Source organism: Rothia sp. P4278 (assembly GCF_048512945.1).
In the GTDB taxonomy this organism is placed as follows: domain Bacteria; phylum Actinomycetota; class Actinomycetes; order Actinomycetales; family Micrococcaceae; genus Rothia.
The window spans coordinates 739,400-759,517 of sequence record NZ_JBLXXU010000001.1 but is presented as its reverse complement, the minus strand read 5'-3'; the positions used below and the strand labels follow the sequence as shown (position 1 = coordinate 759,517).

The 20,118-nt window shown below is 55.8% G+C and carries 19 protein-coding genes and 1 other RNA gene; 14 read left to right on the top strand and 6 right to left on the bottom strand.

The features are described 5' to 3' along the window. Positions 1 to 84: 84 nt before the first annotated feature. From prfB to ACN085_RS03400, 8 genes are all read left to right on the top strand, one after another. On the top strand, positions 85 to 1,209 hold the full coding sequence (prfB, locus tag ACN085_RS03435; RefSeq protein WP_419110605.1) for a peptide chain release factor 2: 1,125 nt from the start codon (positions 85 to 87) through the stop codon (positions 1,207 to 1,209). 3 nt (positions 1,210 to 1,212) lie between these two features. Further along, on the top strand, positions 1,213 to 1,704 hold the full coding sequence (gene smpB / locus ACN085_RS03430) for an SsrA-binding protein SmpB (RefSeq protein ID WP_419100518.1): 492 nt from the start codon (positions 1,213 to 1,215) through the stop codon (positions 1,702 to 1,704). A 24-nt stretch (positions 1,705 to 1,728) separates the two neighbouring features. Further along, positions 1,729 to 2,424: a DUF4190 domain-containing protein gene (locus ACN085_RS03425; protein ID WP_419104292.1), complete on the top strand. Its 696-nt coding sequence runs from the start codon at positions 1,729 to 1,731 to the stop codon at positions 2,422 to 2,424. Positions 2,425 to 2,565: 141 nt separating this feature from the next. Further along, positions 2,566 to 2,941, top strand: a transfer-messenger RNA (tmRNA) gene (gene ssrA / locus ACN085_RS03420). A 336-nt stretch (positions 2,942 to 3,277) separates the two neighbouring features. Then, positions 3,278 to 3,733 carry a hypothetical protein gene (locus ACN085_RS03415; RefSeq protein WP_419110604.1) on the top strand — a complete coding sequence of 152 codons (456 nt, stop codon included), beginning with the start codon at positions 3,278 to 3,280 and terminating at the stop codon, positions 3,731 to 3,733. A 163-nt stretch (positions 3,734 to 3,896) separates the two neighbouring features. Beyond that, on the top strand, positions 3,897 to 6,683 hold the full coding sequence (locus ACN085_RS03410) for a GNAT family N-acetyltransferase (RefSeq protein ID WP_419110603.1): 2,787 nt from the start codon (positions 3,897 to 3,899) through the stop codon (positions 6,681 to 6,683). Positions 6,684 to 6,778: 95 nt separating this feature from the next. After that, positions 6,779 to 7,360, top strand: coding sequence for a DUF5998 family protein (locus ACN085_RS03405; protein ID WP_419110701.1), 582 nt, complete (start codon positions 6,779 to 6,781; stop codon positions 7,358 to 7,360). 1 nt (position 7,361) lies between these two features. Continuing rightward, the gene (locus ACN085_RS03400) at positions 7,362 to 8,585 is read left to right on the top strand and encodes an alkaline phosphatase family protein (RefSeq protein WP_419110602.1); all 1,224 of its coding nucleotides are present in this window, start codon (positions 7,362 to 7,364) and stop codon (positions 8,583 to 8,585) included. Positions 8,586 to 8,661: 76 nt separating this feature from the next. On the opposite strand, the gene ACN085_RS03395 is transcribed toward ACN085_RS03400, so the two are convergent. Next, entirely contained in the window at positions 8,662 to 9,678 is a 1,017-nt protein-coding gene (locus ACN085_RS03395; RefSeq protein ID WP_419104296.1) for a hypothetical protein, read from the bottom strand. A 240-nt stretch (positions 9,679 to 9,918) separates the two neighbouring features. After that, the gene (gene sepH / locus ACN085_RS03390; protein WP_419104297.1) at positions 9,919 to 11,205 is read right to left on the bottom strand and encodes a septation protein SepH; all 1,287 of its coding nucleotides are present in this window, start codon (positions 11,203 to 11,205) and stop codon (positions 9,919 to 9,921) included. 420 nt (positions 11,206 to 11,625) lie between these two features. Between sepH and ACN085_RS03385 the strand changes: the two genes are divergently transcribed. Then, entirely contained in the window at positions 11,626 to 11,925 is a 300-nt protein-coding gene (locus ACN085_RS03385) for a DUF4193 domain-containing protein (RefSeq protein ID WP_419100511.1), read from the top strand. Between the two features lie 122 nt (positions 11,926 to 12,047). Here ACN085_RS03385 and ACN085_RS03380 read toward each other — a convergent pair whose 3' ends face one another. Next, positions 12,048 to 12,524, bottom strand: coding sequence for a DUF3093 domain-containing protein (locus ACN085_RS03380; protein ID WP_419104298.1), 477 nt, complete (start codon positions 12,522 to 12,524; stop codon positions 12,048 to 12,050). Positions 12,525 to 12,726: 202 nt separating this feature from the next. Between ACN085_RS03380 and dut the strand changes: the two genes are divergently transcribed. Genes dut through ACN085_RS03365 form a run of 3 tightly spaced genes read left to right on the top strand, consistent with a single transcriptional unit; the run spans position 12,727 to position 14,523 of the window. After that, positions 12,727 to 13,170, top strand: a complete 444-nt coding sequence (gene dut / locus ACN085_RS03375) for a dUTP diphosphatase (protein WP_419110601.1) — start codon at positions 12,727 to 12,729, stop codon at positions 13,168 to 13,170. A 31-nt stretch (positions 13,171 to 13,201) separates the two neighbouring features. Next, complete coding sequence (locus ACN085_RS03370; protein ID WP_419100508.1) at positions 13,202 to 13,999, top strand: DUF3710 domain-containing protein; 798 nt, start codon at positions 13,202 to 13,204, stop codon at positions 13,997 to 13,999. A gap of 5 nt (positions 14,000 to 14,004) precedes the next feature. Then, positions 14,005 to 14,523: an asparaginase gene (locus ACN085_RS03365; RefSeq protein WP_419100507.1), complete on the top strand. Its 519-nt coding sequence runs from the start codon at positions 14,005 to 14,007 to the stop codon at positions 14,521 to 14,523. Positions 14,524 to 14,593: 70 nt separating this feature from the next. Here the strand turns inward: ACN085_RS03365 and ACN085_RS03360 are convergent, their stop codons facing one another. Together ACN085_RS03360 and ACN085_RS03355 are read right to left on the bottom strand one after the other, a co-directional pair. Further along, positions 14,594 to 15,247, bottom strand: a complete 654-nt coding sequence (locus ACN085_RS03360) for a potassium channel family protein (protein WP_419100506.1) — start codon at positions 15,245 to 15,247, stop codon at positions 14,594 to 14,596. Then, a complete protein-coding gene (locus tag ACN085_RS03355) occupies positions 15,238 to 15,930 on the bottom strand; it encodes a potassium channel family protein (protein WP_419100505.1) in 693 nt (230 codons plus the stop codon). Before ACN085_RS03355 ends, ACN085_RS03360 begins: the two co-directional genes overlap by 10 nt. Before the next feature lie 213 nt (positions 15,931 to 16,143). Between ACN085_RS03355 and ACN085_RS03350 the strand changes: the two genes are divergently transcribed. Both ACN085_RS03350 and ACN085_RS03345 read left to right on the top strand, forming a co-directional pair. Further along, on the top strand, positions 16,144 to 18,075 hold the full coding sequence (locus ACN085_RS03350; protein ID WP_419110600.1) for an APC family permease: 1,932 nt from the start codon (positions 16,144 to 16,146) through the stop codon (positions 18,073 to 18,075). Positions 18,076 to 18,149: 74 nt separating this feature from the next. Next, the gene (locus ACN085_RS03345; RefSeq protein WP_419110599.1) at positions 18,150 to 19,622 is read left to right on the top strand and encodes a class I SAM-dependent RNA methyltransferase; all 1,473 of its coding nucleotides are present in this window, start codon (positions 18,150 to 18,152) and stop codon (positions 19,620 to 19,622) included. A gap of 162 nt (positions 19,623 to 19,784) precedes the next feature. Here the strand turns inward: ACN085_RS03345 and ACN085_RS03340 are convergent, their stop codons facing one another. Continuing rightward, positions 19,785 to 19,979 carry a DUF7455 domain-containing protein gene (locus ACN085_RS03340; RefSeq protein WP_419100502.1) on the bottom strand — a complete coding sequence of 65 codons (195 nt, stop codon included), beginning with the start codon at positions 19,977 to 19,979 and terminating at the stop codon, positions 19,785 to 19,787. Positions 19,980 to 20,118: the final 139 nt, after the last annotated feature.

Here is a 20,118-nt window from a genome sequence, read left to right as displayed (position 1 = left end):
TTAGGCTCTGAGAAAGCTAGCCTTTTGCTACAAACTAGCCCCAAACCAAGCGCCCGTTCAGGGTTTCCGATATTGTTAATAGCCATGGCTACTTTAGACTTCTCTGCCCAGATCAAAACCTTGCGCTCAACATACGCCTCCATCGAAGAGGTCAGCGATGTTGAGCACTTGCGTGCAAGCATCGCAGAACTCTCCCAAGCCGCCGGCGCACCCGAACTCTGGGACAACCCAGAAAGCGCCCAAAAAATCACCTCAGCCCTATCCCACAAACAGGCCGAACTCGATAAACTCATCAACCTCAAACAAGCCATTGACGACCTAGAAATCATGGTCTGCCTAGGCCAAGACGAAGAAGACGCCGAAGTCCTGGCCGAAGCCGAAACAGAGCTGCGCGCCATTGAAAAGAAGCTCAAAGAGCTCGAAGTTATCACCCTGCTATCGGGGGAGTACGACCAGCGCGAAGCCGTTATTACAATCCGCGCAGGAGCTGGCGGAGTTGATGCCGCAGACTTCGCTGAAATGCTCATGCGCATGTACCTGCGCTGGGCGGAGAAGAACGGCTTTGAAACAGCAATCATGGATACCTCCTACGCTGAAGAAGCCGGCCTGAAATCAGCGACCTTTGAGGTCAAAGCTCCCTACGCTTTTGGGCGGCTATCGGTTGAGGCAGGAACCCACCGACTGGTTCGTATCTCGCCCTTTAATAGCCAGGGCAAGCGTATGACCTCCTTTGCCGCTGTTGAGGTTATCCCGCTGATTGCCCAGACCGACCACATCGACATCCCTGACTCTGAAATCAAGGTTGATGTGTTCCGGTCATCGGGCCCAGGCGGCCAATCGGTGAACACCACAGACTCGGCTGTGCGCCTGACACACATTCCCACCGGAATCGTGGTCTCTATGCAGAATGAAAAATCACAGCTCCAAAACAGAGCCGCGGCTCTACGGGTGCTGCAGTCCCGCTTGCTCCTGCTCCGCAAAGAGCAAGAAGACGCCCAGAAAAAAGAAATGGCAGGGGATGTGAAAGCAAGCTGGGGCGACCAGATGCGCTCCTATGTGCTCAACCCCTACCAGATGGTCAAAGACCTCCGCACCAGCTACGAAGAAGGCAACCCCAGCGCTGTTTTTGATGGTGCCTTAGACGGTTTTATCGATGCCGGAGTGCGCTGGCGCGCCGGGCAACGACAGACACGAAAGAACGAAGAGTAAGACGTGGCAAAAAAGAAAAAAGTAACCAAAGAAGACCCCAATAACCATACCGTTGCCTCCAACCGCCGGGCCCGCCATAACTACAACATCGTAGAAACTTGGGAAGCTGGCCTAGTGCTCATGGGCACCGAGGTTAAATCTCTACGCGATGGCGGCGCATCAATCACCGACGGCTTTTGCCAGATGTACGGTGATGAGCTGTGGCTTGAAGGCATCCATATTGCCGAGTACGGGCGGGGCTCTTGGACCAATCACGCAGCCCGCCGCCGCCGCAAGCTCCTGCTTCACCGCAGCGAGATTAACAAGATTGCCCAAAAATTGCGCGAGAGCGGCTATACCGTGGTACCCCTCAAACTCTATTTCAGCAAGGGGCGGGCTAAAGTAGAAATAGCTCTAGCCACCGGTAAGCGAGACTACGACAAGCGCCAGGCTCTCAAGGAACGCCAGGATAACCTGGAAGCCCAGCGGGCTATGCGCTATAAAAACCTCGGCTAAAGAAAACATATTGGAGAGAACACCATGACAACCGGAAACAACAACAATTACAACCCCTACGGCCAGTACGGCAACAGCCAAGGCACCAACGGAGCTGACGCTGAACTCAATCAGCAAGCTACCAGCCAGCCTGCAACTGACTATGGTCAGCAAGCCAGTGGGGGGCAAACCTCCTCAGATAGTTATGGCCAAGCTCAGGCCAATGCACAGGGGGATACCGGCTACGGATCATCCCAGCCCCAGTACGGTAATACCTCGGCAGCCAACCAGCAGCAGCCCAATTATTCTGCTCCGGGATATGGCTATTCACAGTACCCTGCCGGTGGCTATCCTACGTACGCTGCTGCTGAGACCAATAAGCCAAAAGGGCTAGCTATCGCCTCTATGGTGCTGGGTATCATCGGCTTTATCTCAGGGTGGGCAGTAATCGGTGGCATTTTTGCTTTGGTGGCTATTGTCTTGGGTATTGTGGCCTTGGTCAAAACCAAGACCGGGGGTGGAGGAAAAGGGTTTGCAATTACCGGTATTGTTACCGGAGCCCTAGGTCTTCTCATCTCTATTCTCATGCTTATTCTTTTTGGGTGGATGTTCGCTGCCATCGGACCAGCTATGGAGAATTGCTCGCAGTACACAGATAATGAGACCCAGCTAGAGCAATGCCTCAATGAACAGCTGGGTCTTGAATTCGACTATTCTAGCGGTGAATATCAGAACTCCTAGCATTTATCGAACCTTTACAGCGAGGTAATACCAGTGATAGTATGAGGACCCTGAGATCGGTGGCCTGTCATCGCTCGTATGGGTTGCGGCCCGAGCGAGGAGCGGGAACATCAAACTTAGGGTTCTTTGATAAAAGAATATGGGGATGATCGGTTTCGACGATGTGAGTTGAGATGGATGAAGCGTGCCGAGGATGCAGGGTTATCTCGTAAACGCCCTCTGCAAAAAAATAAGTGCAGAATCTAAGCGCACTGACTTCGCACTCGCTGCCTAATTAACCCAGCGATGCAGTCTGGTAGCCTGAGCCTGCCTTTAGCTCAGTCCCTACCATCAGTTTAAAAGGCCACTGCTGGTAACTCTCTTCGTAGGGGTTGCCGGGACTTTTATACGAATAGGTTAGGCCTTGTAAGTGTTTGCGCAAGCAAGGTAGCCGAAAACACCGATTTCACAAACTGCGCACGGAGAAGACCCGTTGACGCCACATCGGACCGGGGTTCGATTCCCCGCATCTCCACCATTTGTACTACAAGCAAAAAGTTTGGGTACAGCTGAAGCCCTTGAGCTAGGTTTTATGCTGACAAGCATTTGCCTAGCTTGAGGGCTTTTCTGCCCTGTGCTAGCGCCCCGGTGCTAGATTTTTACCTTCATTTCTAAACTGTCATGATAGCCAGGGTCTCAGCCTAGCTGGCCGCTACAAAAGACCGCTGTCATAAACTGCAGAGCTGATAAGCTAAGTATGCCGGTATAACCAACCCGCGAAAGCGAGAAGCAAGCTGTGACTACTCAGAACCCTGCACCGAACTTGCCCCCACGCCCGGGAGCAGTAGGGAACCTTCCTCCACAGGTACCGCTTGTGCCCGCTTTCGATCTTGTGACCCCCGGCGAACCCCAAGAGTTTTTGGTCCCACCCCAATTCCGCAAGCCCTACGGTGCTCTCGTCCGGGACAAGAGAGGCAAAGGCTACTACCTTGCGGTGATGTCTTTTTCTGCTGCCGTTACCAGCTATCTGGTTGTTTTCCTGGCCGGGATCCTGGCTCTTGCTGCCCTGATTCCGGCTGTGGGCGCTATCGTCCTGGGGATCCAGGCCCTGCGGTCTAAATCCCGCTCACCCCAGACGCAGTTAGCGGGCCAGACCTCCGGGTTCGCATGGGGCGGTATCGCCCTGGGTGCTCTTTGCCTGCCACTTACCGTGGGCATGTTCCTGCTTAATTCCTGGTTCCTGAGCTCAGCTGAGGCCGCTAACTGTGAATACATCTACCGAGGCGACGAAGCAGCTATCCAGCGTTGTATAGAAGCTAACACCTATTAGAGGTTAAGCCATCTTGACAAGGGCCTGCGCGGTCCATTGCCCCAGGGGCGCTAGGGAAAAGATTTGAGCCTGTGTGATAGAACTCATTCGGGTTAGTATAGGAGATAAGCTGGCCCTATGACAGCGGGGCTAGAAGCTGACATGTACCCACCAGGAGCGCCCCATGACTACCAGCAGTGGCTTTACCCCTCTTGACCCTGAGCACCCTACCACCGATGAGATCCCCTTCATCTACCCGGCACACTGGGAAGCGGATGTGGTGTTGCGGGACGGTGCCACAGCTAACCTCCGGCCCGTGCTACCCACAGACCGTGATGCCCTTGAGAAGATGTACGCAGGGCAGTCTGAGCGTACCATCTACCTTCGCTTCTTTACCCATAAGCCCAAACTCAGCGACAAAGAACTTACCCGCTTCACCACGGTAGATCACAATAACCGGGTCGCTTTTGTGATGATGCTGGGCGAGGAGATGATAGGTATCGGGCGGTACGACCGCACCAACGACCCAGCTGAGGCTGAAGTTGCCTTTATGATTTCCGATGCTCACCAAGGCCGGGGGATCGGGTCAATCCTCTTGGAACACCTGGCCGCTGCGGCCCACGAACGCGGGATTGATAGGTTCAGCGCGGAGGTCTTGCCGCAAAACCGTAAGATGCTTAACGTCTTTACGGATGCTGGTTACGAGATTACTCGCGAGTTTGAAGATGGCCTGGTCATGGTTCACTTCAATATTGACCCCACAGACCGTTCACGAGGTGTCATGGAAGCCCGTGAACACCGTGCAGAAGCCAAATCCATTGCTGAGCTTTTAGCACCCCAAGTTCTTGCTGTTGTGGGTTCTGCCGATAACTGGGAAAGAACCGGGCACAAAGTTCTTAAGACGCTGGTCAAAGGGGGCTTCAAGGGCAAAATTTACGGGGTCAACGAAGCCGCACACCCCGCCGGAGATATCCCTGTTCTGGAGAGCATCACCCAGGTACCTGAGCACGTGGACCTAGCCATTATTGCTGTGCCCATCAAAGATGTGCCGACCGTAGTTGAGGCCTGTGGCCAGGCAGGAGCCAGGGGCGTACTCATCTACACTACCGGCTATGCAGATGATGGCGTGCGTGGCCGTGCCCGCCAAAAAGCCCTGGTCAAACTGGCTAGGAGCCACGGGATGCGGGTTATTGGCCCTGCTTCATTTGGCCTGCTCAACAACAACCCCGCTGTTCAGCTAGATGCCACTATCAGTTCACAAGATCCAGGCCCGGGGAGCCTGGGGCTCTTTAGCCAGTCCTCAGCTATCGGTGCCGTTCTTTCTAACTCCGCAGTGCGGCGTAACATCGGTGTCTCGTCACTGATTTCTGCAGGCAACCGGGCAGATGTTTCTGGCAATGACATTATGCAGTACTGGGAAGATGACGACGCCACCGGCGTATGTGCGCTCTACCTTGAATCCATTGGCAACCCCCGAAAGTTCTCGCGTATTGCCCGAAGGCTCTCACGGGCCAAGCCGGTTGTGCTCGCCAAAAATGCGGTAACCGGCCAGCAACTGCCGCCCGGTCACTCCGGACGCACCGCCATAACACCACCCTCCGCCTTGGACTCTATGTTCAAGCAGGCCGGTGTTATCCGCGCTGAAACCATTGAGCGGGCGCTCGACGTCACCCAGATTCTGGTCTCTCAGCCTTTACCTGCTGGCAGGCGGCTAGCTATTCTTTCGAATGCCTCAGCCCTGGGGCAGATTGTCGCTGACCGGGCCGAAGAGCTGCGTATCGAGGTTACTCTCACCGAAACTATGCTCAGGCTAACCGATGAGGCAGAGGATGGCCTTGAGATTTTGGAGGCCGTGGCAACCAGCGCCCTTGAATCTGCTGAGGTTGATGCTGTCATCGGCGTGTTTATTACGGGTGAATCAATTGACCCGCAGGACGTGGCGAGAGTACTTCATCGGGCAGGTCAGCAGAGCGGTAAACCTATCCTGGCTTCTTTCCCTGGAGCACTGAGCGATCAATCGACGCTACGCGGCATTTGGAGTGAAACAGCCCACAGCCAAGAGCAAGAGTCCGAAGGGGAGGGTACCGCCTGCCTGCAGGAAGGGCTTGCCTGCTTTGAATCACCGGGTGAATCAATTCTGGCGCTCGGTGCGGTTATGGATTATGTGGAATGGCGAGATAAAGAAACCGGTGCTCTGGCGGTGCCCGAAGGTATCAGCCCCAAAGCCGCTGCCGCAGATATTGCCACCCACCTACAAGCTGAAGCTGGGGCAGGCAGCTCCGGACCGGTAACACTTGATGACCTTGCGGCTACCCGTTTACTCGGGCACTACGGGATTAGCGTTCTTCCGGAATACCGCTTTGATACCCCAGAGCAAGCAATTGCTGCTGCGGCCCAAGCCGGCGGCTACCCCGTAGTCCTCAAAACAACCGATAGCTTCCTGCGCCACCGGATTGACCTGGGAGGGGTAAGACTCGGCATAGAAAGCGACGAAGACCTGGTAAGCGAAATCGCCCAGATGCACAGAACACTTGAACCCTACGGACATTTTGACCTAGCCCTCCAAAAGCAGGTACCCGCAGGCCAAACTGCCGTCCTCAAAGCTGTGGAAGACCCGCTGATTGGCCCGGTTGTTTCTTTTGGTATGGCTGGTGATGCCACCGCCCTTCTCGATGACTGGGCCCACCGTATCCCACCTTTGACCGAGCGGGACGTCTACAAGATGGTTCGATCGCCCAAAGCCGCCAGTAAGCTATTTGACCCCGAGAACAGGCACACCGCGAGAACCGACTTGCTAGAGGACCTATGCGCACGGGTAGCGCTACTCAAAGACAACCACCCAGAAATTGCGCACCTGGAACTCAACCCAATTCTGCTGTCACCCGATACGATGACGGTAGTGGGTGCCAGCATACAGCTTGCCCAGTCTGCCCAGCGTACCGACTCAGTACGGCGTGCCATGAGTAGCTAAAAACGGTCAGCCCTCCGACGACTGTATAGCTGGCATACCCTAGAATAGGGGGAGCAGGAACTAGGCTCACTGGAATAAGGACCACCGTGAATGATATGAGGGGTGCAACCGCGCTCACCCAAGATATTCAGAAGGCAGGGTTTTACCCCGAGCTTGTACTCGATACTGTTTCTGAAGCACTTGACGGACTAGAACCTACCGCCCACCTGGTGCAGGTGGAAACCCACTTCGATCAGAACGAAGTCCACCGGCATATTACGGTCTTAGTGGTTGCGGGGGAGCACCTACTTGTTGCGCATCTTGATGATCAAAACCTCGATGATGAGGGGCAACAGGTACTCGCCCACGTTTCGGTTGAGACCCTTCACATCAGCAAACTGACCACCTTGACGGTCAGCTACAGCTACCCCCAGCCCCAAGACTATGCACCTGGGCACCCTGTCTCGGAGGTATCACTCTTAATTGCATGGACGGGGTCGCACAGGCTGGATATCCAACCCGCCGAATGCGCCGAGCCGAGCTGCGACGCTAACCACGGCTACACAGGTTTAGTGCCTCGAGAAGATATGCTCATCCGCATCAGCACTTCAGCAGATGGGGCAGAAGCCACCGAAAAGGCTCGGCGCTTCGCGCGTACCCTGCGTTCAGCCCACCTGAACCTGGGAAGGAGGCGCTAAGGTGAAAGATTTTTGCGGCTATGAGTTACCCCCCACACCGGGCTACAAAAGCCACAACGTGGGCGACCTCTTCGAATCATGCGGCAGCCTCACAGGCCAGGGCTCCTTCCAACCTGATGACCACCCCCTCTACGGTCCGGGACGTCATGACTTATTGGGCCTTGCTGACCGCCTCAAAGCTGCAGGGGCAGACCCAAACCGTTACCGGAGCGTCTGCCTGGTTATGGTTGATGGGTTGGGTCAATCCCTGCTGAACCGCTACGCTTCCTACGCCCCCTTCCTTAAAAGTGCTAGGCAACTTGGGCCTCTTCACTCAGCGGTTCCCTCAACAACGGTGGCTTCGCTGACCAGCTTAGGCACCGCATGCCCACCTGGCTACCACGGTATGGCAGGCTATGAGGTCAAGAACCCCTCAACCGGAAGGGTGATGAACCAGCTTTCTGGCTGGGATAAAGCTGTTTCACCCCGCGACTGGCAACCCTACCCCACAGTTTTTGAGCGCTACCAGAACCACCTTGACGTTGCTACGGTATCACTCAGCAAATACGCCGGATCGGGCCTGAGTGAGGCGGGGCTACGCGGTGGGCGCTTTGTGCATGCCGCCGGTTACGCGGCCCGCACCACCCTAGCGGCAAGCCTGCTGAACTCTCGCAAGCCGTCCTTGGTCTATCTCTACTGGGGAGAAATTGACCAGGCCGGTCACAAATACGGTACAGACTCTACCCAATGGCTTGAACAGCTTGAAGAGCTGAATCTAGCACTCAAATCCTTAGCCCGCCGCCTGCCACCCCACGTCCTGCTCTTACTCACAGCAGATCACGGCATGGTTGATATAGCACCAGAAGCGCGCATCGATTACTCGGGGGACAACCAGCTCCTTGAGAATATTGAACTGACGGCGGGGGAGCCTCGCATGGTTCAGCTCTATCTCAAAGATAAGAGCCCAGCTGCAATCCAAGATACACTCGGGCGTTGGGGGGAATCTTGGGGAGAAAAAGCCTGGGTGGTTGAGACAGAAGAGATGTTCCAAGCCGGTTACTTTGGGGAGACTATCAGCGACACCGCGCGGGCACGTATTGGGGATATTGTGGTAGCAGCCCGGGAGCCCATTGCTCTCTACGATATGCGGCACTATAAGCCACACGCCCTGCAGATGGTAGGGCAACACGGGTCACTTACAGCAGAGGAAACACAGGTGCCTCTGCTTATGCTCCCCACCGGCTAAAGCTCCTACCAGAGCGCAGTAAAGCCCCGTCCACCCCTAGCGAGAGGACGGGGCTTAATTCTTTTGGCTTTACACACTAAGGACTAGCAATCACAGTAGGTTCTTCCAAAGACGCCGCTGCAGTGGGGGCTTCAATAGGTGCGGTGGAGGGAGGCGGTAGCGGTGTCTCATCAATGACCTTGCCAGCGTCTGGGCCCGGCACCGTGGTCTCGATGGGGCGTTTGGGCTCATCGATAGGCGAAGCGTCGGCCGGAGGAGTAATCTCCGCTGGATCACTGGGGGACTCAGTAGGCTCTAAGGTAGCCTCTTCCGCCTCGGTGGGAGCTGGCTCAAGCGTAACAGGGGGTTCAGGCGCGGTCTCCTGCACTGTAGCCTCGGCTACAGGCTCGGTGGTTGCGTACTGGACGGTACCGGGAGGGACAGCGTTTTCCTGAGCTTGCTGCTCAGTGACGGTTGGTTCCTGAGTATTAAAACTGGGGGTCGGTGCCGGGTAAGTACTGGTAGGAGTTGCGGGTGCCGAGGTCGTGGGGCTGTCACCGCTGGGGGCAATCGAGGTGCCTGAAGCCGGCTGCGAGCTGCTACCCTGGCCTGGCAACAGCAAAGCAAAAGCAAGGACCGCGGCGGCAGCGGTGAGAACCGCAGAAGCTACAAAGAAAACCTTGGAACCAAGCTTTCGCTGAGCGGGCTCCTGAATCAGAGGACCCACCGGGGCTAAACGGTCCCGCTCGGCGGCAAAGGCAAGCTTCTGCTGTTCCTTCTCAGCCTGCTCAAGGGCCGCTGCGCGCTCAGCAGAGCGGTCAGCACGGCGCTCGCGCCGGGTTAGCTTCTCGAACTCATCACCGTTCTTCATGAGGCCGAGGGCCAGTGAGTCGTCTTCAATATCAATTTCTGTACGCTGTGAGCCGCTGTCGGCCGTGACGTATTCGTAGCCATTGGCTAGGGTCAAGACATCAGTAGCGTCACCCGATGCAGCTGGCGGCTCAGAATCAAGACTCGGGGTAGTCTCACCAGGGTTTTCAACCTTGGGCAGAGGTTCGGTGATGCTATCGGGCTCACCGGCAGTGCTGGAATCTTTAGGATATGAGTTAGGCAAATTTTCCTCATCAAATATTTATGCCCCACCGAGCGCCTAAGTTGGGGTATGGGTGGCGTCGGGCGAACTCTGGGTACGGGTGTCTATATAAGTCTACGTTGTCTTACGGGTTTTTGGGGCAGTGGCGCTTGTAACCCTTCACGAGCCATGCCGGGGTGGGAAACTATAAGTCAGCACAAAAAAGTCCTTGTGCCCTGGTATTTAGGGCACAAGGACCGTGCAAGATAAGGGTGACCTGGGCTAGCGGCGCTGGTTACCGAAGATAATGTCATCCCAGCTTGGAACGCTGGTCCTCTTACCGCGTGCAGGCTTAGCCTTAGGGCCAGAATCTGCATCGCTTTCATCGCTTGATTGCTCCGAACCCTCAGGGAGCGCCTGAGGGTCATCGCTTACTGCCTGAGAAGCATGGTCGGTATCTTCTGAATCAGCATTAGATTGGTGCTCGGAGGTAGCGCTCAGATCCGCCTCAGCCGATTGTTCTTCAGCAGCTGTATCCTGCTCCAAAGCTTCAAGATTCTCCTGCCCGTTTTCTTCTGGGGCACCGTTTTGAGGCTCAGCCACAGACTCATCTGCTATAGAAACTGCAGTGTGGTCTTTAGGTACCTTAGTTTCAGCGGCTTCCTGGGTATCGGGGGCAGGCAGGTCATGGAGCTCACCTACCGACTGAGAACCGCGTCGGGCTCGTTCCAACAAGTCTGCCAGCTTGCGCTCACTGGCTGGGTCAAAGGAACGGACACCACGGCGCGACGATAGCTCGTCAAGGAGCTCGTTCTGCTCCTTGTTCTGGGGCACACGAACAGGGGTGACCTTAGGAGGTGCTACCTGAACACCCAAACCGGGAGCCTTCTTCTCGTCTTCCTGAGCTGTAGTAGCGTCCGGTGCCTGAGGTGAAGAAGGGGTGAGTCCGGGAATGGGGGAGTCGTGCGAGTGGTCACGGCCCATGAGGAAGTAAGCGGCCTCGTTGGAGGCATAGATACTCTGGTTAGCAGGGTTAAAGTTCCAGCGTGCCGGGAACATAACGGCCCTCGGAAGCTCAGGCAAAATATCATCGCTGAGTGAAATATCGAGGGAGACAGTCCACTGACCTGATTCCTGCTGCCAGGTGGACCAATCCATGGGTGCTTCTTCAAAGCCAAAGCGTGCCGAGACTTCTTCAATGTGCTGGTTAAGGCTCTGAGCGTTCTTGCCCTGGCCCGGAGCCGGCGAAATCATGACAGAGCGGGCTGTATGAATGATATTGGCACGTTCAGCCACAATAGGCCACTCGTAACGACGAACCCTGTTAGGTTCCCATCCTGATTCTGCGGCGATTTCTTCGACCGTTGCACCCTGGCGGAAACGGGTCTGAATCTCTCGGGGTCCGAAGGTGCCCTTGCTGCCCCCTCGGAGGGGATTAATACGGCGGGCGCGGGCAATGCTCTGGCGTAGGTTTTGATCAATAGGCAACAGATAGGTTGTGCCATCTGCTGATTCGAGGACCAGATTTTCTCCATCGTCGTGGATGCCAGTTAGGCGCAGTTCGGGCACTACACGGTCTCCTTTATGGGCAACTGGCGTTACCAGAGGGGTAACGCGCTTCTTCAATCTTTACACTTACTTGAAAGATTACCGTCTCAAGCTGTGCTTGAGGCAGAAAGTGGCCTTTCATGGGGCGGAAGATTGAAAAAACAGCCATATCTCAGGATTATTCTCTTAATCTCAAGCACAACTTGAGATGCCCTGAATGATGCGCCTGGCGCTTCTAGCCAGTTTGTGACTCGCTGTGCCAGAACATGAACGTTCTACTTGCAATCTGAGAACTAATGGTGAACAATTCTACCCGTCACCTCATCAACTCTGAGGGCCTATGGGATTTGCCTAGACCGGCGCTAACGGAGTGACCCAACGAGGTGCAGGTACCTCACCGACCCTGGGGTATCTACCCTTCGCACAGTTTACGGAGAAAATATGGCAACCGATTACGATGCACCTCGCAAGCAGGATGAAGACAGCAAAGACCAGTCTTTTGAGGAATTGCGATCACGCCCCTCAGAAATGCAGTCAGGCGCTGTTGATGAGGATGAGAACGCAGCAGCCGAAAGTTTTGAGCTCCCCGGCGCTGACCTCTCTAACGAGGAACTGAACGTGGTAGTTCTGCCCGCGCAGGAGGACGAGTTCACCTGCGGCTCCTGCTTCCTGGTGCGTCACCGTTCGCAGATTGCCCGCGAAGAGGGCGATTTCAAGTTCTGCATCGAATGCGAGAGCTAACCCTTAGCCTAAGAACGAGTAACTAAAGAGCCGAATGCGCTGATTGCATCCGGCTCTTTCTGTATCTGTTGACCTAGAAAGGTTAGTGCCTTGCATAACCCCAGGCACGCGCAGCTGAGAGCTTATGAGGCGTCTTGGTCAGCGGCTAGGCCCTGGTTCAGGATTTCTGCAATTTTTTCGGGGTGACGGCTTGAAGCGATCCAGTAGGGGGTGGGGTCAGCAGGATCGGTAATTTCCACCCGGATAACGGAAGTAATCCAGCCCCTGAAGCACATGTAGGCGCGGCCATCAAGCGCAGGCCCAGTGGCAACTCGCGCGTCTTCACCTCTGAAAGCCTCAGCGCGTCCTACAAATTCGCGTTCAATACGGGCACGGCCAAAGCGAACAGCCGACTCTGTAATTTCTAGAGTTGGCGAGGTCCCATAGAGTAGGGCACCTACCGACAGGGCAACAATGATACCCGCTACAATACCGGCGGCGATATTGATGGGAGCGCCCACCAGGAAGGAAGCAAGGCCAGCTCCTAGGCATCCCAGCCAGAGACCTACCCCGGGAGCAAGACGTTCTTTATAAAGCACGGTAGCGGGGCTAGCAGACATGGTTTCCTTTGCTAAATATTCGGTGGGGAGTCACCTATCCTGATGAATAAGTGCCGTTCACAAGTCTACGAGATAGAAGAGGAACTTGGGCTGATGTGCCTTTTTCAACCTGAAACCGGTGAAACCAATTTCTTGGTCAGTTAAGTCCTTGATCTCTGGGGAGAATCACTTTTAGCTCTATGCCGGGTACAGTATAGGGGTGATGAATCAGATACATGTTGAAATCAAGATGCTCGATGAAGGGCTTGAGTCTCCAACCTATGCGCAGCCGGGAGATGCCGGAGCAGACCTGCGTTCGCGCATTGACCTGACCCTTGCCCCTGGGGAACGCGCCCTGGTCCCTACCGGTGTGGCTATCGCCCTGCCCGAGGGATATGTAGGGCTAGTGCACCCCCGCTCAGGGCTGGCTGCTAAGCACGGAATCACCATTGTGAATGCGCCCGGCACAGTCGATTCAGGGTACCGGGGTGAGCTGATGGTAAGCCTGCTCAACACCGACCGTGAGAAGAGCTTTGCGGTCAAGCGTGGTGACCGTATTGCCCAGCTGGTCATCCAGCGTTTTGAGACAGCCATCTTCAGCCTGGTTGATGAGCTTGATGAAACTGAACGCGGTTCTTCGGGCTTTGGCTCAACCGGCGTACAGTAGTTATCAGTAAAACTTTTACCCAGGAGAGTCAATGTTTGGTTTTGGCAAGAAAAAGCAGGAAGAGGTCGCGAGGGCAGATGCCGAGAAGGTAGAAGAGCCTGAGAACCCTTCACCCGAGCAGGAGGCTGCACTCGACGAGTCAGCTGACAAGGCTACCGGCCCGACGAGTGACGATACCCCTGTTGTTTTTAGCCGTGAGGACGGCCCCTGGGATATCTCCGAAAAGTCTACTGGCCATCAGTACATTGACTTAGGTGGCCTGTTCATCAAGAGCAACCCCGGTTTGAACCTGCGACTTGAAGCAGATACAAAATCTCAGCAGGTGATCGCTGTGACCCTGCAGATGGGCGAAGGCTCACTCCAGGTCCAGGCATTCGCTGCCCCCAAGAGTCGCGGTATTTGGGAGGATATCCGTCATGAGCTCTCCGAGAGTGTTCGGCAACAGGGCGGCCAGGTAGAATTTTCCGACGGTGCTTTTGGGCGTCAGCTCATCACACGTGTACCTGCCGAACTGCCCGACGGTCGCAAGGGCTTTAGAATTGCCCGCTTTGTAGGCATCGATGGCCCCCGCTGGTTTGTTCGCGGTGTTTTCTCAGGCAAGGCTGTACTTCCTGGGCAGGACGCTAGCGCGCTTGAAGAAGTGCTCCGGAATATTGTTGTTAACCGTGGCTCCAAACCCATGGCTCCCCGCGACCTGCTCCCCATGCGCGTTCCCCAGAATATTCAGGAAGCCGCAGCCCAACAGCAGGCGGCTGCCCATGAAGGGGACTCATCTAAGCCTTCATTGGAAGTTCCCCGCCGCGGCCCTGAAATCACCGAGATCGGTTAAGCACTGTGGGCGAGACTGAACACCAGGGCACGGTGACCCGTCTTGAAGACTACCCGGAGCGGTTCAGAGCACGCGTTGCTGGCCGGGTAGAACTCGTTCGCATATCCCATGCCGGGATGAGCCCCCGGTTTGAGGTGACGCTAGGCGTTGAACGTTCTAGGCCGCTTCCTCCGGCAAAAACACACCCTATGACGGGTATGCCCATTGCAGAAACCGGTGAAGACCTGGATGACACTGCCGATGTCAGCACCACAGAGGATACCCCAACCGGTGAGATTTCGGTGCTGGATGCCGAAACAGGCTTTACTAGTCGTTTTAGTGTGACTAAGGCTGTTTCACGTGTCCTTTTTCCTGATTTTCCGCCGCTGAAACCGGGGGTGAGGCTGACCCTGATTTGGCTGGGCCAGCACCAGGTCCCGGGTATCGAAGCGGGTGGCTATCTGCGGGTCTCCGGCATGCTTAGCACCAGAGAAGATACACCCACCATGTATAACCCTCGCTACGAGATTGTGCCCAACATGTAGGGCAAGTCCCCAAGCCAAAGGCCCCCGATCTGACAGAGAACGGGGGCCTTACTGGTAAGAGAAACTGCCTCTAGCTGAAGAGGGCGCGGATGTCGTCCTCACCGGCAGGGGTGGTCACAAAGAAGAGCTCGTCACCTGCTTCTAGGACATCATCGCCGCTGGGCGCTATGGGGGAACCATCGCGGAGAATAGCGGTCAGGGTGGCTTCGTAGGGCCACTGCACGTTGTTAACGGTGTGCCCGATAATGGGATGATTGGCAGGTACGGTGTATTCGACCAGGGTGGCACTGCCTGATTTGAGGGTCAGCAGGCGGATCACGTCACCAACCTCTACGGCCTCTTCTACCAGGGCGGTCATCAGACGCGGGGTGGATACCGCAACATCCACACCCCAGGAATCGTCAAAAAGCCACTCATTCTTGGGGTTATTGACGCGGGCTACGGTACGGGGAACCCCGAATTCACTGCGAACAAGTAGAGAAACTACCAGGTTAGTTTTATCGTCGCCAGAAGCCGCGACCACTACGTCGGCGTTCTCTGGCTTGGCCTGACGCAGAACCGATAGCTCACAGGCATCACCGATAACCCAGTGGGCGTGCTGAATATCGCTCCGGCTAATGGCCTCGGGCTTAATATCGATAACAGTAACCGAGTGCCCGTGCGAAAGAAGTTCTCGGGCGCTCGATGAACCTACGGAACCTGCACCAATAACTATTACTTCCACTGCAGATCACCTTCGCTGTCTTGGGCAGGGGGCTCGCTTAAGATCCTCACGATATCGTTGATGTCTTCGGTGCGCATCATAGCGTGCAGAGTGTCACCCTGCTGGTAGGAGCTTTCTGGGGTGGGAAGCATACCCTCCCCAAAGCGGGTAATGTAGGCCATTCGCACGCCAGCTGCTTGTTCAATCTCGGTAATGGCATGACCAGCCCAGGCCTCGTGGAGCTGGAGCTCACCCAGCATGAGGCGGCCTGAGGCTTCACGGAAGTCACCAGCCATAGCCTGCTCCGGCAAGATACGGCGGAGCACCTGATCAGTGGACCACCGAACAGCTGCCACCGTGGGAACACCTAGACGCTGATAAAACTCTGCACGGTTGGGGTCATAGATGCGGGCAACAACGTGCCGAACGCCGAAGGTCTCACGAGCCACACGCGAGGCAATGATATTGGAGTTATCTCCAGAGGACACAGCCGCAAAAGCGTAGGCATGTTCAATTCCAGCTCGCTTGAGGGTTTCTCGATCAAAGCCGACACCGGTAACTTTCTTGCCCGCAAAATCTTTGCGCAGGCGGCGGAAAGAGCGGTCGTCTTGGTCGATAACAGCCACCGAGTGACCGGCGTCTTCCAAAGTATGGGCTAGCATGACTCCAACACGCCCCGCGCCCATAATTACAAAATGGGGCACACCGCACCTCATCACATCGTATAGGGAACACAAACTGGCTCCGCCACATGCCGAAGCCTCACCCTAGTCTACGCCCCTCAGAGCACCGAACCCATGGGCTAAGGGCTGTTCGCGGGCAATCGAGCTATTGTGTGCACAGAAAATGTGGTGTGTACGGCTGTTCTTTGAGGCGCCAAACGACTACGGTTACTACCTGTGAAGAATATTCGGAGTGTGTTCAGCCACCTAGTGCTTGGTGCGCCCGTCACCAGTAGACACGCAAAAAAAGGCAATCTGCCTAAGCGCCGTGCCCTGCCGCTCTTTGGTGCAGATGGGCTGTCGTCTGTTGCTTACGCACCCGATGAAATCTTGCTCACTCTGCTCATTGCCGGTCACGGTGCCCTCGTCTACTCACCCTTTGTGGGACTGGGAATTGCTCTGATCCTCCTGATCGTGGTGGGAACCTACCGGTACAACATCAATAGGGTAGGGGAGAAAGGCGACTTTGCCCTGGTTCACCAGAATTTGGGAACTGGTGCGGCAATGCTTCTGGGCGCGGCCCTCATGGTGGACTTTATCCTCACGGTCGCGGTATCTCTCTCATCGGCAGCCCAATACCTCGAGTCCATCACCCCCGCAATTCTGGGGCACCAAAGGCTCATTGCCTGCTCACTCATTGCGCTAGTAACCCTTCTGTGCTTGCGCGGGCTTAAATTTATGCTGGGAATCTCGCACCTCCCCTCCTATTTCTTCTTGATTCTTCTGACCGGCCTTATTGCTTGCGGCATCATTGCCGATAGCTCAGGTGACTTAGGCCTAGCTTCCTCAGCCTCCTACCGGCTAGTTAGCGATAAGGACGCAATGAACACTCTTACGACCCAAACCGGTATGGGGCTACTGCTGCTCCGGGCTTTTGCCTCCGGCTCTGTGGCTCTTACCGGTGTTAACACCATCAGCAATGCGGTGAACGCTTTTGCACCGCCACGCCAGCGCAATGCCGCAATCAGCTTGATGATTGTCGGTGGGCTTTCAGCGGTCTCTCTGCTGGGGGTGCTCTATCTAGCCCAAAAAACAGGTGTAGTTTTTGCGATTGACCCCAACCTCCTGATAATTGACGGTCAACCAGCAGGGGACGATTTCCACCAGGTCCCTGTTCTGCTCCAGATTACCCAAGCAATTTTTGCCCACCAGCTGGCAAGCGTCCTGATGGGTATTGCAACGGTAGGGGTCTTGATTGTGGCCGCTATGACAGCCTTTACCGGCTTCCCCATGCTGGCAACAACTATCGCAGCCAAACAGTACCTACCGGTGCAACTTTCAGCTCGCAGTTCCAGCTCGCTTTACGCCAACGGTGTGCTTGCCCTAGGCCTTAGCGCTATGTTCCTGGTAGCGGTGGTCGGGCCCGATGTCCACACGCTTGTACAGATGTACATCGTAGGTGTCTTTACTGCCATGACACTGACCCAGTACGCTGTGCTACGGAACAGGTGGAAAGCCCAACGTATCACCCTGGACCGTAAAAAACGACAGCATATCTGGCGGGATATAGCTATCACAGCAATTGGCGCTAGCGCATCTGTCATCGTTCTTACCGTCATTATCCTGACTAAATTCACGCACGGAGCCTGGGTTACCACCCTTCTCATACTTTTCTTGACTTGGACTATGAGCAAAATCAACAAACACTACACGCGTATCGACCAGCAACTAGACCTGGACGGTAACCTCCAAGAACTAGCGCGTGACTGCGCCCTACCATCCCGCGTCCACGCCCTGGTGTATGTTGAGCGGGTACGCAAGCCCGTTTTGCGGGCTCTGGCCTATGCACGGGCCTCGCGCCCGTCGTCTGTTGAAGCTCTGCTCGTCAACGTTGATGAGGCCCGAACCCGCGAGAACATCGATACCTGGAACGCTCTGCAACTACCGGTTAACCTGACCGTTCTTGATTCGCCCTACCGCGATCCCGTAGCAAGTGTGCTCGACTACATCCATCATCGGAGGCAAAAATCACCCCGCGATGTTGTGGTGATTTACCTGCCTGAATATGTGGTGGCACACCGCTGGCAAAGGTTCCTGCACCGCCGAACAGCTCACAAACTCAGGGGTCGGCTACGCCATGAGCCCGGAGTAGTGGTAGCGTCAGTCCCATGGCAACTCGAACAATAAATGACTGAGCCTGCCTTCCCCTTTTCTGGCTTACTGGCCACCTGCCATGAGCCCTATTCCTGATACGAGAACATATGAACACGCAAAATCCCACCACAGACACCGCCAGCTTCGACATAGGTAGCCTCGTGCAGGTAACACCCGAGCGGCCGGCACACGGCGGTGCCATGGTGGCTAGAGTTGGTGAGCGTGTTGTCTTTGTGCGCCACGCGGTTGTAGGCGAGACCGCGCTGGCGCGGATTACCGGGCGCGGTCCCAAGGGGCGGTACTTCTTCGCTGATGTTATCGCTGTTGACCAGCCCTCACCCCACCGCCGCCCCCACCCCTGGGAACCAGCCGATGCGCTCGCCCAGGAGAACCCTCTGGGAGGAATGGAATACGGGCACCTGCTACCCGCTACCCAGCGAGACTACAAGCGCCAGGTACTGGCTGAACAGCTGGTACGATTGGGCGGTCTTTCGGCTGAGCATCCACTCATCACCCAGCTTCAGGTGCAGGAGTTACCCCTTGAGGGTGAGGGCCCAGCAGACCTCGGTTGGCGGACCCGCGTTCACTACACCGTTGAACGGGAGAGCGGGAAAATCGCCATGTTCAGGCACTCGTCCTCCGAACCTGTCCCCCTTGAGAGTTTCCCCCTGGCCGATATCCGTCTGCAAGAGCTTGAGCTTCACAAGCTCACCCTGGAGGGCCTTGCTCGGCTCGATGCAGCAGTTTCCGCCAGCAACATGGTGACCCTGGTTTTCTGGGTATCTGCTCAGACAAGACCTACCGACGTCGCCCCTGCAATCGAAGACCAGTGTCGCAAGCTGTGGGGCTCGCTGGAAGACCGCCAAATTACTCTCATCTTCCGCCCCGAAAAGCAGGGTGGACGCAAACGCGGCACCAAGCCCCAGGAGGTAGTTCTGGGTGCTGGGAACACCGAGCTGCTTGAAACGGCAACTGTCTATGCCCAAGATTTCTATTGGCTGGTTGATGCAACCGGCTTCTGGCAGATTCACCGTTCTGCCCCGGAGGTACTGGGGAATGCGGTACTTGAAGCTACCAAGCTGAAAAAGGGCATGACAGTCTACGACCTCTACGCAGGAGCTGGCCTCTTCACCGCCCTAGCGGCTGATGCGGTAGGGGATAAGGGCACGGTTCTTTCAGTAGAAGGGTCAGCTACCACTCACCGTAACGCCCGCACCAACTTTGCTGCCCAAGGTCCCTCCCGAACCCACCGATCAGAACGTACCAGTGTGCGACTTGAACGCGGTGACGTCTCAGCCGTCTTGGGCAAGCTCGGCCCTCAGGCGCTGGCCGGACGTTTTCCCACACCCGATCTTGTCATCTGCGACCCCTCCCGCGAGGGCGCAGGTAAAAAGGTCATGGAGCAGGTGAACGAGCTCAACCCCGCCACCATTGTTTATGTGGCCTGTGATCCTGCTGCTTTGGGGCGAGACACCGGCTACCTAGGCCAGGCTGGGTGGCAGCTGGCCTCTGTGCAAGGGTTCGATATGTACCCCAACACCCACCATGTGGAAGCTCTTGCTGTCTTTACTCGCAAGTAAACTTATGGCGGGTATGTATCTCACCTTTTGAAGATAAGAAGATACATACCCGCCATAGGTACTTGGCTGGGGTGTGATACTGGTTCTCAAGGGATTGATCCACTTTCAGTCCAGCAAAATAAGCAGCTTTATGGGTACTTATCTGATTCTGCTTGTGGAACCTTACCTGAGGCGCTCGGTCTGGTCGTCCCACTCTCTAGCTACCTCGCGCAGAGCATCTTCTTTCTGACGGGCATGATGGCCGCAGAAGAGAAGGTCGTTGCCCGATGCCAGTACTACTCGCAGATAAGCCTGGGCACCGCAAGCATCGCAACGGTCGGCAGTGGTGAGTTCACGGGCTTCAAGAGTAGTAGCCATCGATAGCTCCTTTTCAATATAAGTTGGTTTACTCCCATACAACCACTTTCGGTGCCTTAAAGCTTGTCCTTTCGCCCACAGCACTTAAACGACACCCGCCCCGAAGCCAGCCCGCCCCTACCTGGGCGTGTACTAAACT

Excerpts from the sequence above, each read along its gene's own strand:
- ACN085_RS03345 (WP_419110599.1), top strand. The coding sequence starts at position 18,150 with ATGAACACGCAAAATCCCACCACAGACACCGCCAGCTTCGACATAGGT.
- ACN085_RS03410 (WP_419110603.1), top strand. The coding sequence starts at position 3,897 with ATGACTACCAGCAGTGGCTTTACCCCTCTTGACCCTGAGCACCCTACC.
- dut (WP_419110601.1), top strand. The coding sequence starts at position 12,727 with ATGAATCAGATACATGTTGAAATCAAGATGCTCGATGAAGGGCTTGAG.
- ACN085_RS03405 (WP_419110701.1), top strand. The coding sequence starts at position 6,779 with ATGAGGGGTGCAACCGCGCTCACCCAAGATATTCAGAAGGCAGGGTTT.
- prfB (WP_419110605.1), top strand. The coding sequence starts at position 85 with ATGGCTACTTTAGACTTCTCTGCCCAGATCAAAACCTTGCGCTCAACA.
- ACN085_RS03425 (WP_419104292.1), top strand. The coding sequence starts at position 1,729 with ATGACAACCGGAAACAACAACAATTACAACCCCTACGGCCAGTACGGC.
- ACN085_RS03370 (WP_419100508.1), top strand. The coding sequence starts at position 13,202 with ATGTTTGGTTTTGGCAAGAAAAAGCAGGAAGAGGTCGCGAGGGCAGAT.
- ACN085_RS03380 (WP_419104298.1), bottom strand. The coding sequence starts at position 12,524 with ATGTCTGCTAGCCCCGCTACCGTGCTTTATAAAGAACGTCTTGCTCCC.
- ACN085_RS03385 (WP_419100511.1), top strand. The coding sequence starts at position 11,626 with ATGGCAACCGATTACGATGCACCTCGCAAGCAGGATGAAGACAGCAAA.
- ACN085_RS03340 (WP_419100502.1), bottom strand. The coding sequence starts at position 19,979 with ATGGCTACTACTCTTGAAGCCCGTGAACTCACCACTGCCGACCGTTGC.